Source organism: Serratia sp. CY44782 (assembly GCF_052168715.1).
Classification (GTDB): Bacteria; Pseudomonadota; Gammaproteobacteria; order Enterobacterales; family Enterobacteriaceae; genus Serratia; species Serratia nevei.
The window spans coordinates 119,643-136,044 of record NZ_JBJNME010000009.1 but is presented as its reverse complement, the minus strand read 5'-3'; the positions used below and the strand labels follow the sequence as shown (position 1 = coordinate 136,044).

10 protein-coding genes are annotated in these 16,402 nt (G+C 63.7%); 7 read left to right on the top strand and 3 right to left on the bottom strand.

The window, feature by feature from the left end; genetic code table 11:
• Window positions 1–85: 85 nt before the first annotated feature.
• The 3 genes from bcsG to bcsE are packed head-to-tail and all read right to left on the bottom strand — an operon-like array spanning window position 86 to window position 3,496.
• The gene (gene bcsG / locus ACJ8HT_RS18150) at window positions 86–1,741 is read right to left on the bottom strand and encodes a cellulose biosynthesis protein BcsG (protein WP_087762634.1); all 1,656 of its coding nucleotides are present in this window, start codon (window positions 1,739–1,741) and stop codon (window positions 86–88) included.
• Window positions 1,738–1,941: a cellulose biosynthesis protein BcsF gene (gene bcsF, locus ACJ8HT_RS18145; RefSeq protein ID WP_004934139.1), complete on the bottom strand. Its 204-nt coding sequence runs from the start codon at window positions 1,939–1,941 to the stop codon at window positions 1,738–1,740. Before bcsF ends, bcsG begins: the two co-directional genes overlap by 4 nt.
• Window positions 1,928–3,496: a cellulose biosynthesis protein BcsE gene (gene bcsE / locus ACJ8HT_RS18140; RefSeq protein WP_060424247.1), complete on the bottom strand. Its 1,569-nt coding sequence runs from the start codon at window positions 3,494–3,496 to the stop codon at window positions 1,928–1,930. The genes bcsF and bcsE overlap by 14 nt, the downstream gene beginning before the upstream one ends.
• Window positions 3,497–3,685: 189 nt before the next feature.
• Between bcsE and bcsR the strand changes: the two genes are divergently transcribed.
• The 7 genes from bcsR to hmsP all read left to right on the top strand — a co-directional run bounded on the left by bcsR (window position 3,686) and on the right by hmsP (window position 16,392).
• Window positions 3,686–3,877 carry a cellulose biosynthesis protein BcsR gene (gene bcsR, locus ACJ8HT_RS18135; protein ID WP_033649881.1) on the top strand — a complete coding sequence of 64 codons (192 nt, stop codon included), beginning with the start codon at window positions 3,686–3,688 and terminating at the stop codon, window positions 3,875–3,877.
• Between the two features lie 3 nt (window positions 3,878–3,880).
• A complete protein-coding gene (bcsQ, locus tag ACJ8HT_RS18130; protein ID WP_047729472.1) occupies window positions 3,881–4,621 on the top strand; it encodes a cellulose biosynthesis protein BcsQ in 741 nt (246 codons plus the stop codon).
• Window positions 4,618–7,215 carry a UDP-forming cellulose synthase catalytic subunit gene (gene bcsA / locus ACJ8HT_RS18125; RefSeq protein ID WP_197653135.1) on the top strand — a complete coding sequence of 866 codons (2,598 nt, stop codon included), beginning with the start codon at window positions 4,618–4,620 and terminating at the stop codon, window positions 7,213–7,215. The genes bcsQ and bcsA overlap by 4 nt, the downstream gene beginning before the upstream one ends.
• Window positions 7,216–7,277: 62 nt before the next feature.
• On the top strand, window positions 7,278–9,584 hold the full coding sequence (gene bcsB, locus ACJ8HT_RS18120; RefSeq protein ID WP_197653134.1) for a cellulose biosynthesis cyclic di-GMP-binding regulatory protein BcsB: 2,307 nt from the start codon (window positions 7,278–7,280) through the stop codon (window positions 9,582–9,584).
• Window positions 9,585–9,589: 5 nt separating this feature from the next.
• On the top strand, window positions 9,590–10,702 hold the full coding sequence (bcsZ, locus tag ACJ8HT_RS18115; RefSeq protein WP_197653133.1) for a cellulose synthase complex periplasmic endoglucanase BcsZ: 1,113 nt from the start codon (window positions 9,590–9,592) through the stop codon (window positions 10,700–10,702).
• Window positions 10,684–14,157, top strand: coding sequence for a cellulose synthase complex outer membrane protein BcsC (gene bcsC / locus ACJ8HT_RS18110; RefSeq protein ID WP_197653132.1), 3,474 nt, complete (start codon window positions 10,684–10,686; stop codon window positions 14,155–14,157). The genes bcsZ and bcsC overlap by 19 nt, the downstream gene beginning before the upstream one ends.
• Window positions 14,158–14,385: 228 nt before the next feature.
• Complete coding sequence (gene hmsP, locus ACJ8HT_RS18105; RefSeq protein WP_206190303.1) at window positions 14,386–16,392, top strand: biofilm formation regulator HmsP; 2,007 nt, start codon at window positions 14,386–14,388, stop codon at window positions 16,390–16,392.
• The last annotated feature ends 10 nt before the right edge of the window (window positions 16,393–16,402 follow it).

Genomic DNA, 16,402 nt, shown 5'->3' with positions numbered 1-16,402 from the left:
TTGGTTAAGCGGTTTCACTATTTTTATTATAAAAACCCAATAAAAAAGCACGCCGGTGGCGTGCTTTGGGGGGATGAGGCCGCGCTTATTGTGGGTAAGGCACCCAGTCACCGCCGTTCAGGCGAATGTAGGGCTTGCCCTGATACTGCATCACGATGGCGTTGTCGTTTTCGGAGATGACCGGGGTCTGCGGCAGCCCCTGGGTCAATGCCTGCCAGTCGACGCTGGACTCGCTGAAGACCTTGCCGTCCACCAGGCGCGACACCAGTTCAGACAGCGCCAGATAGCTGCTCGGCGTTTTGATCTGCAGCGGGCTGCCCTGATGCGGCGCCTTCATCCCAATCAGTTTGATGCCGACCGGCGTATGGGTGATGTTCGGGCTGGGAATATCGCGCAGGCCGGACATCTGCATCTTGTCGCCCACCAACGCCGCGCCGTGCTCCGGCACGATCACCACCACCACTTTGCGGCCGGATTTCTCCAGCTGGTCAAGGAAGGTGTTCAGCTGATCGAACAGTTTCTGCGCGCGCGGTTGATAGTCGGCGCTCTTGCTGGAGCCGACGAAGCGGTTGCCGTCGTGCAGCGGAATGATGTTGAAGAAGGTGGCGGTGCGGCCGTCACCGCCTTTTTGCTGTTGATCCAGCCAGCGGGTCAGCAATTCGAGATCGTTATAAATCGGCTCGCCGTCGAACGAGGTCAGCTCGTTGCCGATGCCGGCCTGTGACATCAGCGGTGCCTGCATGTCGCCCTGTTCACGCAGTTCTTTCAGGAAGTTGCCGAATACCCCGGAGTGATCGAGCATCAGCTGTTCCTTGAAGCCGAGCTTTGCCAGGTTATCGAACAGGTAACACTGCTGGTTCACCGGTTGATACAGGTCGTGATGCGAAAGCTGGCCGCAGCTGGCGCGCAGCAGGCGGATGGCCGCCGGGCCGCTGTAGGCGGTGGCCGAGTTGAAGCTGTCGAACATGATGTCCATCTTCGACCACAGCGGGTGATTCTGCAGGTTGACCGCCTCCATATCGGCCCAGGCCAGCGAACAGATGTTGATCACCAGCAGATCGAACGGCTGGGCGTCGGCGGGCAAGGTGGCCGGGAACGCGGTGACGCGGCCTTTTTCCCGCTCGTAGAACTGATTCAGGTAGGCCGTCAGATTGGCGCTGGTCGGCGGCAGGCTGTCTGCCGGGGCAGCATCCCCCGCCGCTGGCACCGACGTGGCCGGCGTATTGGCGCCCCCGGCCGAGGCCGTGGAGGTGGCGGGCAGCAGTGAGACCGCCGGCCCGGCGATGTTGACGATATTGAGCCACACCAGCGCCGCCACGGTGAACACCGTGACGCGCACCCACTGCGCGACGAACAGGTAGGCAATAAGCAGCACGAAGGCCGCGCCGACCATCTGCCAGTTGATAAAGCGGTTGATCAGCTCCAGCAGATACTGGGCGCTGAAGCCGGCCAGCTGCGAGCCCTGGCTGAGAATGCTGTTGATGCCCGGCAGCCAGGTGTCGTGGTAGAACAGCGCGATGCCGATCGGGATAGCGAGGTAATGGCGCCAGCGGTGCAGGCGCTGTGAGGGGATCGGCATCAGCAGAAATGCCATGAACACCAGGTTCGGCAGCGCGTGGAAATTCAGGTAGCCGAACCACAGCAGGGCGAATTTGGCCAGAAAGTAGAGGTTCCAGCCGCCCAGCCCGCGCCAGTAGCGCCACAGAGCGTTATCGGATTGCGTCTTCGAGTTTGGATTCATGGCTGCTTCTTACGTTTAATCTGAGATGAGGAACCTGTTCGCACCCACAAACCGGCGGATTTCAAATAGCGCGGCGATAACAACAGGTTTTGCCAGTATTGACGCAAATGCGGAAAACGCCGGTGAAAGGCGTAGCCCAGCGGAATGAAGATCAGCGCGCACAGCAGGATCAGTTGCACGATGTCGTTAAGGTTCAGCATGCGGTTCCTCCTGCGGGCCGAGCGGCAGCGTGAAGGCGACCGGCTGCCGCCGTTCTGTGGGCACCTCGGCCGCTTTCACGCTGGGGCGCGGCGCGGCGCCGGCGGTGCCGGTGGCCGAAATCTGCCAGCGCCCCTGGGCCATGCGTTTGATTTCCGAAATGATATCGACGTCCTGGTGCCACACCACCCGGTTACTGAAGGCTTCATCCACCGGCAGGCGGAAGATGAACTTCAGCGCGGTATCCAAATCGTTGATGCGGCAGGTGGAGAGGAACAGCACCAGCCGCCCCTGTACGACGGTCATCACGTCGCCGAAGCGCCGCAGGTGGCAAAGGGTCATCGCCTGTTCGGCGCGCAGGCCGGTGGCCGGCCGCAGCGCCACCATCACCCCTTTGCCGTCCTCGGGCAGCAGCGTGTTGCCCATCAGCGACAGCACCGCCTGGCTGAACGGTTCCGGCCGCATATAGCCTTTGAGCTGCAGCGGGCGCAAGCCGGCCAGCAGCGCATCGATGTCGGCGGGGACATGGCGCGAGAAGCGCTGCCCCTGAATGCCTTCGAGCATGGTCAGAAAACGCGACAGCGGCGCGACGTGCGGTACGATCAGGTTGGCGCCGCAGGCCAGCAGCAGCCGTTCGTCGCTGTAGCGCAGGCTGGCGCTCATCTCGCGCACCGCGATTTTCAGGCCGTTGCCGCGGCTGCGGCGCAGGGTGTGGATTTGGTGAGCCAGGTGATCGATTTGGTCGCTTTGGTACAGCGCGAAAATCAACGTCGCCGAGAGTCTCAGCATGCCGTGCTGCGCCAGTTCGTCGTTGCTCTCCAGCAGCTGCCAGTTGGCGGACAGCGGCGGCGCGCCTTCCAGGATGCTGCGCTCGGCCAGATACAAGCCTTCGTCGCTGCGCAAGGCGGTGGGGGAGGGTTGGCTATTTTCATCCTCACCCTGCCAGCCGCCTTCCGCGGCGTACAGCGTCAGCAGCTGATTGGCGTTGATGCCGTTTTCGGTGCTCCACCAGTTCACCAGGTATTGCGCGCTGTCCTGCTGCCATTGCAGGCTGGACAGGCCGTTCAGGATGCGATGCTGCGCGCTGAGCTGCCCCTTGAGCTTATTGATGCCGCCGCCGTGGCTGAGGATCAACAGCGTACACCCCTGCCGCCGCAGCCAGGCGGCGAGGGTACGGGTCCACTCGCGCAGCTCTTCGGTGGTGAAGGTTTGCCACAGGCTGGCGTGGGCCAGCAGGATAAGTAAGCGATTTTGCGGCCGCAGGGCGCGCATCAGATCGTCGCTCAGCTGCGTCAGCGCGGCTTTTTTCTCCGGTAATTGATACAGCGGCAGCTTCTGCAAAGCAGGCGAAGCCAGCTCGGCCAGCAGGCGATCGGGTTTATCGCCGCTGCAGATCAGGGCGACTTTATGGGTGGCCGGCTGGGCGGCGATGACCTGGCGACACAGCAGCGCGGCGTCGCTTTGCCTGTCGATATTGATCCAATAAAGCCCGGGGGCCTGCATCACCGACAGCTCTTCCCAAATCTGCCGAATACCTAGAGAAAAAGAGTGCGCCATAGGATGTGTTCTACTTTCGTTGAAAGCCGACTAAAGGCGTTTATATTTAAAGATAGCCATTTTTACTCTGGCAATAACAAATCTCCGACGCTCTGCAACAATATTTGTTGAGAATCATCTTATTGCCTCTCTCTTTTTGTATCGTTGCTATAGTTAATTAACATAGCCTATTTTCGCCAAGGCGGAAGAATGAATAACGCACCCACCCATTTTCGTGCAGCGGCACCTGGGGAGAGCCAGGATGACCTGCAGGCGCTCAGCCAGGCTTTTTCATTGCCGAAATTAAGCTATGTCGATATTTCGCGGCAGGAGCGGTTAACGCAGATGATGACGCGCTGGCCGCTGTTGGCCGAATTGGCGCAGACCACGGGGAGCCATTGATCTATGCCGGTGATCGCGCTGCAAGGGTTACGGGGTGGAATGGGGACGACGTCGGTCACGGCGGCGCTCGCCTGGGCGTTGCAGCAGCTGGGCGAGTCGGTGCTGGCGATCGATTTTACGCCGGACAATCTGCTGCGCCTGCATTTCAACACGCCGTTCGAACTGGCGCGCGGCTGGGCCCGCGCGGAGCGGGACGGTGGGCGCTGGCAGGAAGGGGCACTGCGTTACTGTGAAAACCTCGACTTTTTGCCCTTTGGCCGCCTGAATGCGGCGGAACGGCTGGAAGTGCAGCGCCAGTGTCAGCAACAGCCGGAACGCTGGCGCGACAACGTGCGCCAACTGATCGCCGGCGATCCGCAGCGCTGGATCCTGCTGGATGTTCCGGTCGGGGACGGCGTGCTGGCGCAGCAGGCGCTGCAGCTTGCCGACAGCGTGTTCGTGCTGTTGAACCCCGACGCCAACTGCCAGGTACGGCTCCATCAGCAGACGCTGCCGAACGACTGCCGTTTCCTGGTCAATCACTACTCCTCCGCCAGCCAGCTGCAGCAGGATCTGCATCAGCTGTGGCTGCAAACGCTGAGCGGCCTGTTGCCGGTGGTGATCCATCGTGACGAAGCGTTGGCGGAAGCGCTGGCGGTCAAGCAGCCGTTGGGCGAGTACCGCCCCGAGAGTCTGGCGGCGGATGAAGTGCTGACGCTGGCCAACTGGTGCCTGATCAACCTCAAGCGGGGCGTTGCGCCATGAGCCGGGTGCTGAGCCTGCTGCTGGTGCCGCCGGTGCGTCAGGCGGTGCAGACGCGTTACCGCGGCTACCGGCGCAACGGCGCGTCGGCGCTGACCGCCTTTTTCGCCACGCTGCTGGTGGCGTTGGGCTGGCTGCTGCTGCGCTTCGAATCGCTGGCCTGGCAGCGCGTGCGCGCCGGCCGCGCTTATTGGTTCCCGCATCTGTCCGCCGACCGCCCGCGCCCGGCGGATGCGCTGCGTTATCTGCTGCAGGGGCTGTGGCTGCTGCTGTTTCGCAGCGGCCGCGCGCCGGTGCAGCGCGACTATTTCGCCGGTTGGCGCCGCCTGCAGCAGCGCTATGCCGACTGGCTGCAGGGCCTGCCGCAGCGGCTGAAGAACGCCGGCGTGGAGCAGCGTTCGGTGGAGCGCCTCGGCCGCATGAGCCGCGGCATGCGGCGCGCGCTGTTTATTTTGGTCAGCGTGCTGGCGGCGATCCTCGCCATGCTGTGCATCTCGCAACCGTTCGATCTGCCGGCGCAGTTCGTGTTCGTTCTGCTGCTGTGGGGGATCGCGATGGTGGTGCGCCGGGTGCCGGGGCGCCTGCCGGGGTTGATGCTGATCGTGCTGTCGCTGACCGTATCCTGTCGCTACCTGTGGTGGCGCTATACCGCTACGCTGAACTGGGACGATCCGCTCAGCCTGGTGTGCGGCCTGTTGCTGCTGGTGGCGGAAACCTACGCCTGGGTGGTGCTGGTGCTGGGCTATTTCCAGACCGTCTGGCCGCTTAACCGGCAGCCGGTACCGTTGCCCGCCGATAGCGCCACCTGGCCGACCATCGACCTGATGGTGCCGACTTACAACGAAGATCTCGGGGTGGTGAAGCCCACCATCTATGCGGCGCTGGGCATCGACTGGCCGAAAGAGAAGGTGAACATCTATATCCTCGATGACGGCAACCGCCCCGAATTCCTGGCGTTCGCTGACGAAGTGGGGGTGAAATACATCGCCAGGCCGACCCACGAACACGCCAAGGCCGGCAACATCAACAATGCGCTGAAGCAGGCCACCGGCGAGTTCGTGGCGATTTTCGACTGCGACCACGTGCCGACGCGCTCCTTCCTGCAGCTGACCATGGGCTGGTTCTTCAAAGACAAAAAGCTGGCGATGCTGCAAACCCCGCACCACTTCTTCTCGCCGGATCCGTTCGAGCGCAACCTCGGCCGCTTCCGCCAAACGCCCAATGAGGGCACCTTGTTCTACGGGCTGGTGCAGGACGGCAACGACATGTGGGACGCCACCTTCTTCTGCGGCTCTTGCGCCATCCTGCGCCGCAGCGCGCTGGACGAGATCGGCGGCATCGCGGTGGAAACCGTTACCGAAGACGCCCACACCTCGCTGCGCTTGCACCGGCGCGGGCACACCTCGGCCTACATCCGCATTCCGCAGGCCGCCGGGCTGGCGACCGAGAGCCTGTCAGCGCATATCGGCCAGCGCATTCGCTGGGCGCGCGGCATGGTGCAGATCTTCCGGCTGGACAACCCGCTGCTGGGCAAGGGGCTGAAACTGGCGCAGCGCCTGTGCTACGCCAACGCCATGCTGCACTTCCTGTCGGGCATTCCGCGGCTGATCTTCCTCACCGCGCCGCTGGCGTTTTTGCTGCTGCATGCCTACATCATCTTCGCGCCAGCGCTGGCGATCGCGCTTTATGTGCTGCCGCACATGATCCACGCCAGCCTGACCAACTCGCGTATCCAGGGGAAATACCGCCATTCGTTCTGGAGCGAAATCTATGAAACCGTGCTGGCCTGGTATATCGCGCGGCCGACGACGGTGGCGCTGTTCAATCCGCACAAGGGCAAATTCAACGTCACCGCCAAGGGCGGGCTGGTGGAGGAGGAGCACGTCGACTGGGTGATCACCCGGCCTTACATGTTCCTGGTGGTCCTGAACCTGGCCGGGCTGGCGTTCGGCGTCTGGCGGTTGGCCTATGGCCCGACGGACGAGGTGATGACGGTGATCATCAGCCTGGTGTGGGTGCTGTACAACATGACGATTCTCGGCGGCGCGGTGGCGGTGGAGGCCAAGCAGGTGCGTCAGGCGCACCGCGTGGAAATCGCCATGCCGGCGGCGATCGCGCGCGCCGACGGCCATCTGTATCCCTGTACCCTGCGCGATTACTCCGACGGCGGCGTGGGCATTGAGATGCGGGTGGAAAACGCGTTGAAAGACGGCGACAAGGCCTCGCTGCTGCTCAAGCGCGGCCAGCAGGAGTACAGCTTCCCCTGTGTGGTGACGCGCGCCTTCGGCAACAAGGTGGGGGTGCGCCTGGTCGACCTCTCCACCCGTGAACACATCGATTTCATTCAGTGCACCTTCGCCCGCGCCGATACCTGGGCGCTGTGGCAGGACGGGTTCCCTGAAGACCGGCCGATCGAAAGCCTGCGCGACGTGCTGGCGCTGGGCTTCCGGGGCTATGTGCGCATGGCGGACTATGCGCCGCCGCTGGTGCGCGGTCTGCTGGTCGGGGTCACGTCGCTGACCGCCTGGGTAGTGTCGTTTATTCCGCGCGGCGTCGGCAGGGATCCGACCTTGGGTCAACAAGAAACAGTGGGTTAGCTGCGAGTTCAACCGCCCGCTCACTCGCCCGGTGAACAGGCTCCAACATTGATGATGATACGATGACGAGAAAAATAACCTGGTTAACTGCTCTGGCCTTAGGCATCAGTACCCTGTCACAGGCCGAAACCGCCACCGCGCCGACCGTGGCGGCCCAGCCGCCGATCGCCGCGGCGGCCGATACGGCGACCGCGCCACCACCGGCCGCCGCGCCGCAGGATCCGAATGCGCCGGTGCGCGACGTGTCGCTGCCGTTTGCGCAGATAGCGCCGCCGCCGGGCACCTTTGTTCTGCGCGGCACCCGGCCGGACGGGCAGATCGAATTCGGCGTGCGCAGCGATGAGGTGGTCTCGCAGGCGATGCTCGATATGGAGTTTACGCCGTCGCCGGCGCTGATCCCGGTGGAGTCGCACGTCAAGGTTTACCTGAACGACGAGCTGATGGGGGTGACCACGATCGCCAAGGAGCAGCTGGGCAAGCCCAATCGCATCCAGATGGCGATCGATCCGCGCTATATCACCGATTTTAACCGCGTCCGGCTGGTGTTCGTCGGCCATTATCAGAACATCTGCGAAAACCCGGCCAGCACCTCGCTGTGGCTCGACGTCAGCAAATCGAGCGCGCTGAAGCTGCGTTTCCAGACGCTGCCGGTGAAAAACGAGCTGTCGCACTTCCCTGAGCCGTTCTTCGACAGCCGCGATAATCGGCCGCTGACGCTGCCGATGGTGTTCGCCGGCCAGCCGGATCTCGCCCAGCAGCGCGCGGCGGGCATTCTGGCTTCCTGGTTCGGCAGCAAGGCGCAGTGGCGCGGGCAATCCTTCCCGACGCTGTACAACGCGCTGCCGGCGCAGCACGCGGTGGTGTTCGCCACCAACCAGCAGCGTCCGGATTTCCTGCGCGATTATCCGGCGGTCAACGGCCCGACGGTGGAGATGATCAGCCACCCGGACAATCCGTACGTCAAACTGCTGCTGATTCAGGGGCGTGACGACAACGATTTGATCACCGCGGTGAAGGGTATCGCGCAGGGCAACATCCTGTTCCGCGGCCAGAACGTGACGGTGGACAAGGTGGAACAGCTCGCGCCACGCCAACCTTACGACGCGCCGAACTGGGTGCGCACCGATCGGCCGATGACCTTCGCCGAGCTGCAGCAATACGCCGAGCAGCTGCAAACCAGCGGCATCGAGCCTGGCCCGATCTCGCTGACCATGAATCTGCCGCCGGACCTGTTCCTGATCCGCAGCACCGGCATCGACATGCACCTGAAATACCGTTATACGGCGCCGCGTATTCAGGACGGTTCGCGGCTGAGCGTCAGCCTCAACAACCAGTTCGTGCAGGCGTACTCGCTGGTGCCGGAACACGAGCAGGGCGCGCAGCTGCTGCGCCTGCCGTTGACGCAGGGGCTGCTCGACTCCGACAAGAATGTCAATATCCCGGCGCTGCGACTGGGTGCCACTAACCAGCTGCGCTTTGACTTTGACTACACCACGCTGCTGGCCAGCGGCGCGGAAGGGCGCTGCGAAACCTACTCCTTCACGCAAAACCACGCGGTGATCGACGGTGCTTCCACCATCGATTTCTCCGGCTACCGCCACTTTATGGCGATGCCGGACCTGCGCGCCTTCGCCAACGCCGGCTTCCCGTTCAGCCGTCTGGCGGATCTGTCGCAAACGCTGGTGTTGGTGAACCAGAAACCGCAGCCGGCGCAGGTCAGCGCGCTGCTGAACGCGCTGGGGGTGATCGGCGCGCAAACCGGCTACCCGGCGCTGGCCTTCACGCTCAGCGACGACTGGTCGCAGGCCAAGGATCGCGACGACGATATCCTGATGGTCGGCACCATCCCGCCGGAGCTGCGCGACGACAAGAAAATCAGCCTGCTGGTGGACGCGACCCAAAGCTGGGTGAAACAGCCGACGCGGCAGCCGCCGCTGCCCAGCGCGGAAGTGCTGGCGGAAGATACCAAACCGGACAGCAAGACCACCGTCAGCTCCGAGGGGGCGATGTCGGCGATCATCGGCGTGCAGTCGCCGTTCAACGACCAGCGCAGCATCGTGGCGCTGCTGGCGGACAGCCCACGCGGCTATGAGCTGCTGAATGATGCCCTGCTGGACAGCGGCAAGCGCGCCGCGGTGTTCGGCTCGGTGGCGGTGATCCGCGAATCGGGGGTCAATAGCCTGCGCGTCGGCGATATTTACTATGTCGGCCACCTGCCGTGGTGGGAGCGGCTGTGGTATGCCCTCTCCACCCATCCGGTGCTGCTGGCGGTGATCGCGGTGGTGCTGGTGGTGATCCTGGGGCTGATGCTGTGGCGCGGCCTGAAGGCCTTCAGCCGGCGTCGTCTGGCGCCTGAAGATCGGGATTGACGGCGGTGAGCGCGATGCTGCAACGCCTGTCGCTCGGCATGCTGCTGCTGTGCGCGTTCAGCGCGGCGGCGGCCTGCGAGTGGCCGGGCTGGCAACAGTACAAGCAGTACTACATTAGCCCGCAGGGGCGGGTGATCGATCCGAGCAGCCCGAACAAAATCACCACCTCCGAGGGGCAGAGTTACGGCCTGTTCTTCGCCCTGGTGGCCAACGACCGGCCGACCTTCGATCGGCTGTTGGCCTGGACGGAGAACAACCTGGCGGCGGGCGATCTCAGCGCCCGTTTGCCCGCCTGGCTGTGGGGCGAGAGCGACGACAAGCAGTGGAAAGTGCTGGACGCCAACTCGGCGTCGGATGCCGATCTGTGGATCGCTTACAACCTGCTCGAAGCCGGCCGTCTGTGGAAAAGCCGGCGTTATCAAACCCTGGGGACGCTGCTGCTGCAACGCATCGGCCGCGAGGAAGTGGCCGACATTCCCGGCTTGGGGTTGATGCTGTTGCCGGGCAAAGTCGGATTCGTGGCGGAAGATCGCTGGCGGCTGAACCCCAGCTACCTGCCGCCGCAGCTGCTGGCGCGTTTTGCGGCGCTGAACGGCCCGTGGCGCGCGATGCGCCAGGTCAATCAGCGGCTGTGGCTGGACACCGCGCCGCACGGTTTCTCGCCGGACTGGGTGGTGTGGCGGGTCGGCGCCGGCTGGCAGCCGGATACCGTCAAGCCGAACGTCGGCAGCTACGACGCCATTCGGGTTTATCTGTGGGCCGGCATGCTGGCGGACGACGATGAACACAAGGCGGCGCTGCTCGAACGCTTCCAGCCGATGGCACAGCTCACCGCCAAACAGGGCGTACCGCCGGAAAAAACCGATACCGCCAGCGGCAAAACCACCGGCACCGGCCCCGTCGGCTTTTCCGCCTCGATGCTGCCGATGTTGGCGACGCAGGCCGAGGCGCTGGCGGCACAGCGGCAACGCATCAGCGAACATCCGCCGGGTGACGACGCCTATTTCAGCGCCTCGCTGACGCTGTTCGGTCAGGGGTGGGATCAACAACGCTATCGCTTTAATCGTCAGGGTGAATTGCAACCCTCGTGGGACGGCCAATGCACAACTTCAAAATAAACTGGCTGAATTTGATTCCGCTGAGTCTGGCGATGCTGCCGCAGGCGCGTGCTGCGGAGGCCGTGGCGCCGGAACAGTGGCTGTTGGAACAGGTGCGTATTGGCGAGGCCGGCAACAAGGACGATCTGGTGCGCCAGTCGCTGTACCGGCTCGAGCTGATGGATCCGAACAACCCGGACGTGATCGCCGCTCGCATGCGTTTGGCGCTGCGGCAGGGCAACATGGCGCTGGCGCAGCAGCAGTTGGACAAGCTGAAAACCCTCGCGCCGCAGTCCAGCGCCTATCGCCAGGCGCAAATGAACATGCTGTTGACCCAGCCGGAAACCCGGCAAAAGCTGCAGCAGGCCCGCCTGATGGCGACTGCCGGCCGGTTGCCGGAGGCCAAGGCGCAGTACGATGCGCTGTTCCACGGCGAGCCGCCGACGCTCGAGCTGGCGGTGGAATATTGGCGGCTGGTGGCGCGTTTGCCGGGGCAGGAGGCGAAGGCGTTGAAGCAGTTGCAGGCGCTGGACCAGCAATATTCCGGCAACGTGGCGCTGCGTATGTCGCTGGCGCGCATGCTGTTCAGCCAGAACCAGGATGCGCAGGCCTATGAGCTGCTGCAGAAGATCGCCGCCGATCCGGCCGGGCGCGGCGATGCCGCCGATCTGTGGCTGGACAAGGTCAAGGCGATGCCGGTCAGCGCTCAGAGCGTGGCGGCGCTCAACCGTTTCCTCGGCGTGTTCGACACCGGCGATCAGGCGACCAGCGCCCGCGAAGAGCTGGCCAGACAGCAGAAACTGTTGGCCGATCCGGCGTATCAGGCGCGGGTACGCGGCCTGGCACAGGTGGATAAAGGCGGCAGCCGGGCGGCCATTCCGGAGTTGCAAAAGGCGCTGGCGGCGACGCCGAACGACGCCGAGGTGCTGGGTGCGCTCGGCCAGGCCTATTCGCGCGCCGGCAACCGCCCGCAGGCGCTGAAACTGTTCCGCCAGGCGCTGGCCACCGACAAGAACGGCTACGACAGCGGCAAGTGGCAAAGCCTGATCAAGAGCACCAGCTACTGGCTGGCGGTCGACGAAGGCGACAAGGCGCTGAAAGCCGGCAATCTTGCGCTGGCCAGGCAGAAATACCAGCAGGCGCGCCAGCTCGACGACAGCGACGGCGACGCGTTTATCGGGCTGGGCGATGTGGCGGTGGCGAGCAAGGATGACGCCGCGGCGGAAGGATTTTATCAGCAGGCGCTGCGGCGCGATCCCGGCAACGGCAGCGCGCTGCGCGGCCTGGTGAATCTCTATCAGCGGCAGTCGCCGGAAAAAGCGCTGGCCTACCTCAACGGCCTGCCGCGCAGCCAACAGGCCAAGCTGCGCAGCACCCTCGATGGGCTGCGGCTCGATATGTTGAAACAGCAGGCGGAGGCGCTGGCGGCGCAGCAGCAGTGGCAGCAGGCGGCGGAAATCTATCGCCGCGCCCAGCCGATGGATCCCGACGATGTTTGGCTGACCTATCGTTACGCGCAGGCGCTGCGTCAGGCCGGGCAGCCGCAGCAGGCGGACGCTTTGTTCCGGCAGCTGGCGCAGCGTCAGCGTACCAATCCGCAGTTGGCCTATGCCTATGCGCTCTACCTTTCCGGCAGCGATCGCGACGACCAGGCGTTGGCGCAGCTCAATACGCTGCCTGCGGCGCAGTGGAACGACAACATGCGCGAACTGGCGCAGCGGCTGAAAATGCAGGCGGTGATCGCGCAGGCCGAACGGCTGCGGGCGGCCGGCGACGAACCGGCGGCGGAAGCCTATCTGCGCCGGCAGCCGGCGGACACCCGCATCGATTTGCTGCTGGCCGACTGGGCGCTGGCGCGCGGGGAGTATGCGGCGGCGCTGGAGGATTATCAGCGGGTGAAACGGCGCGAACCGAACAACCCGGATGCGCAATTGGGCGAGATCGAAGCCTATGTCGCGCAAGGGGATTTGGAAGCGGCGCGCCAGCGGCTGAAAACCGAACCGCAGCCGCAAGACGCTTCGCTCAACAGCCAACGGCGGGTGGCCAACGCCTGGAGTGCGGTCGGCGATCCGCAGCAGGCCGACGCGCTCTTCAACCGGCTGAAAACGGCGGCGGCCTCGGAGCCCGTAGGGCAAACCAAAGCGCTGATCTACCGCGACGCCGCCCGTCTGGAACGGGCGCAGCGGCAGCCGGAGCGGGCGCTGCAGGATTACCGCCAGGCGATGGTGGCCGGCGGCATCACGCCGACGCTGCCGCAGGACAATGACAGTTACACCTATTTGACGCGCAATAACCCGAGCGACGACTGGTTGAAACGCGGCATCCGTTCCGACGCCGCGGATCTGTATCGGCAGCAAGACGTGAACGTCACGCTCGATCACGATTACTGGCGCTCGAGCGGCACCGGCGGCATTTCCGACTTCAACGCACACGACACCATGCTGCAGGTGGACATGCCGCTGTATGACGGGCGCGCCTTCTTGCGCACCGACACCGTGCAGCTGGATGCCGGCCGCTTCTCGACCGACGGCAGCGGCAAATACTACGAGACCTTCGGCACCTGCAATACGCAAGGGTGCCGCGGCGATGAACACCAGAAAACCACCGGAACCAGCGTGGCGGCCGGCTGGAAAAACGACCGCTGGGCCGCCGATATCGGCACGACGCCGATGGGCTTTGAGGTGGTCGACTGGACCGGCGGCCTGGCCTACAGCGGCGACTGGAACCACATCGGTTGGACGCTGGCGGCCTCGCGGCGGCCGATCTCCAGCTCGCTGCTGGCGTTCGGCGGCGCCAAAGACCCGAATACCGGCACCACCTGGGGCGGCGTGCGCGCCACCGGCGTCAGCCTGAGCGCCAGCTACGATCGCGGCGAGGCGAACGGCGTGTGGGCCGATCTCAGCGCGCACCAGATTACCGGCAAGAACGTGGCGGACAACCAGCGGCAGCGGTTGATGGCCGGCTACTACTACAAGCTGATCAACGAAGACAATCGCCGCCTGAGCGTCGGGCTCAATACCATGCTGTGGCACTATCAGAAGGATTTGAGCGGCTATTCGCTGGGGCAGGGCGGCTATTACAGCCCGCAGCAATATATGTCGCTGTCGCTGCCGGTCAACTATCGCCAGCGCACCGAGAACTGGTCGTGGGAGCTGGGTGGTTCAGTGTCGCTGTCCCATTCGAAAACCGACAGCCAGCGCCGCTATCCGCTGCAGGGGTTGATCCCGGATTCACTGCCCGATAAGTTCGCCGTCGAGGACGGTAGCGCCTCGAGCGGCGTCGGTTATACCCTGCGGGCGATCGTCGAGCGCCGTCTCAGCTCGCACTGGACGCTCGGCGCCGGCATCGACATTCAGCAGGCGAAGGACTATACGCCGAGCCACGCGTTGATTTATCTGCGTTATTCCCTGGCCGGCTGGCAGGGGGATCTCGATTTGCCGCCGCAGCCGTTGACGCCTTACGCCGATTTCAAGTAACCGGGAGGAGGAAGATTCGGAGTGTCGGACACCGGGGAGTTTTGTTACCCTGTGTCCGGGTCGCGTTTGTTCGCTTTAGGAAAAGACTGAAACCCGCGATTTTCTTGGTTTTGCCTGCGGCATAGCCAGATAAAAACAGCCGATGATCGAGTATACTCAGCCCGGTTCGAGGGGGCGGGTGAGAGTCAGCTCCCTTTTTGTTTCAGCCCGATTTCACGGAGAGCAGGTTTGCGGGTCAGGCGTTCGTTAACGATTAAGCAGATGGCGACAGTGTCCGGCGTGGCGCTGGTCACGATCTGTATCTTTATCGTGATCCAGTTATTCCACTTTGTGCAGCAGCGCAGGGATGACTACGCCCAGCAACTGGAGAATATCGCTCACTCCGTGCGTCAGCCGCTGGCGGAAGCGGTGCTGCGTATGGACGTGCCGGAAGCCAAAAAGGTGCTGAACACGCTGTTGCCGGTCGGCATTCTGAGCCGGGCGGATATCGTCTTGCCGAACGAGTTTCAGGCGCTGCACGCCAATTTCCCGCCTGAGAGGCCGGTGCCGACGCTGATCGCCCGGCTATTTGAACTGCCGATCCAAATTTCCGTACCGCTCTATTCGCTGGAGCGGGTGCCGGCCAACCAGCAGCCGCTGGCCTATCTGGTGCTGCAGGCCGATTCGTTCCGCATGTACCAGTTTATCCTCAGCATTTTGTCGACCATGCTGTCGACCTACCTGCTGCTGGCGCTGATCCTGTCGGTGGCTATCACCTGGTGCATGAACCGGCTGATGGTGCATCCGCTGCGCGCGATGGCCAAGGAGCTGGAAAACATCTCGCAGGACGAAGCGCCCTATCACCAGCTGATGCTGCCGGCACTGCACCAGGACGACGAGCTCGGCCTGCTGGTGCGCAACTACAACCGCAATCAACAGACGCTGGCCAAGGCACATGCCGACATGAGCCGTCTCAGCACCCGCCATCCGGTGACTGAATTGCCGAATCCGGCGTTGCTGAACGCGTTGCTGGAACAGCATATCGCTTCCAGCCTGCGCCCCGAGCGTTTTAACCTGCTGGTGATCGGCATCGAGACGCTGCATGAGGCCTCGGGCGTGATGAGCCCGGCGATGCGCGAAGCGTTGCTGTTGGCGCTGGCGAAGAAGCTGCGCGGCTGCATCGACGAAAACGGCGTGCTGGCGCAGCTGAGCAATACCGAATTCGCCATCCTGGCCAAAGGCACCGAGCGGCCGTTCCACGCCATGCAGTTGGCGCGGCGCATCATGGCGGAGATTAACGCGCCGTTGACGCTGGAAGGGCTGGCGCTGCGGCCCAACGCCAGCATCGGCATCGCGCACTACCTCAATCAGGGGGAAAGTGCGGAACAGCTGCTGCGCAGCGCCACCTCGGCGATGATGTCCGCGCACCGCGAAGGTAAAAATCAGATCCTGTTCTTCGAACCCAGCCTGACGGAACGCACGCAGAAGCGGCTGACGCAGGAGAGCGAGATTTTGCACGCCATCGAGCAGCGGCATTTCACGCTGTTCCTGCAACCGCAGATCGACATGCAGTCCAACGCGGTGATCGGCGCCGAAGCGCTGCTGCGTTGGCAGCAATATGACGGCAGCTATACCCTGCCGGCCGACGTTATCCCGCTCGCGGAAGAGCTGGGCGTGATCGTGCCCCTCGGCAACTGGGTGCTGGAAGAGTCTTGCCGTATCCTGGCGGACTGGCAGCAACGCGGCATTGAGCTGCCGCTGGCGGTCAACGTTTCCGGTATTCAGATGCAGGACGAGGCGTTCGTTCCGCATCTGAAAAATTTGTTGGCGCAGTATCGGATCGACCCGCGCAAGCTGCTGCTGGAGATCACCGAGACGGTACGCATCGACGATCTCGACCGCGCGCTGGCGCTGCTGCGTGAGCTGCACGATCTGGGACTGTCGATCGCGCTGGACGACTTCGGCATGGGTTACTCCAGCCTTGAATACCTGAACCGTTTGAAATCCCTGCCGATTGACTTGATTAAAATCGACCGCAGCTTCATTCAGGGGCTGCCGGCCGACGATGCAATGGTGCGCATCGTCAGTTCGATCTCCGAAGTACTGGCGTTGCCGGTGATGGCCGAAGGCGTGGAAAACGCTGAGCAGCGCGATTGGCTGCTGCAGCACGGCATTCGCAGCGGGCAAGGGTTCCTGTTCGCCCGGCCGCTGCCGCGCGAAGCGTTCGAAGCCGAGTTTTGCCGCGCGGCGCCGTGAGCGCCGTCTA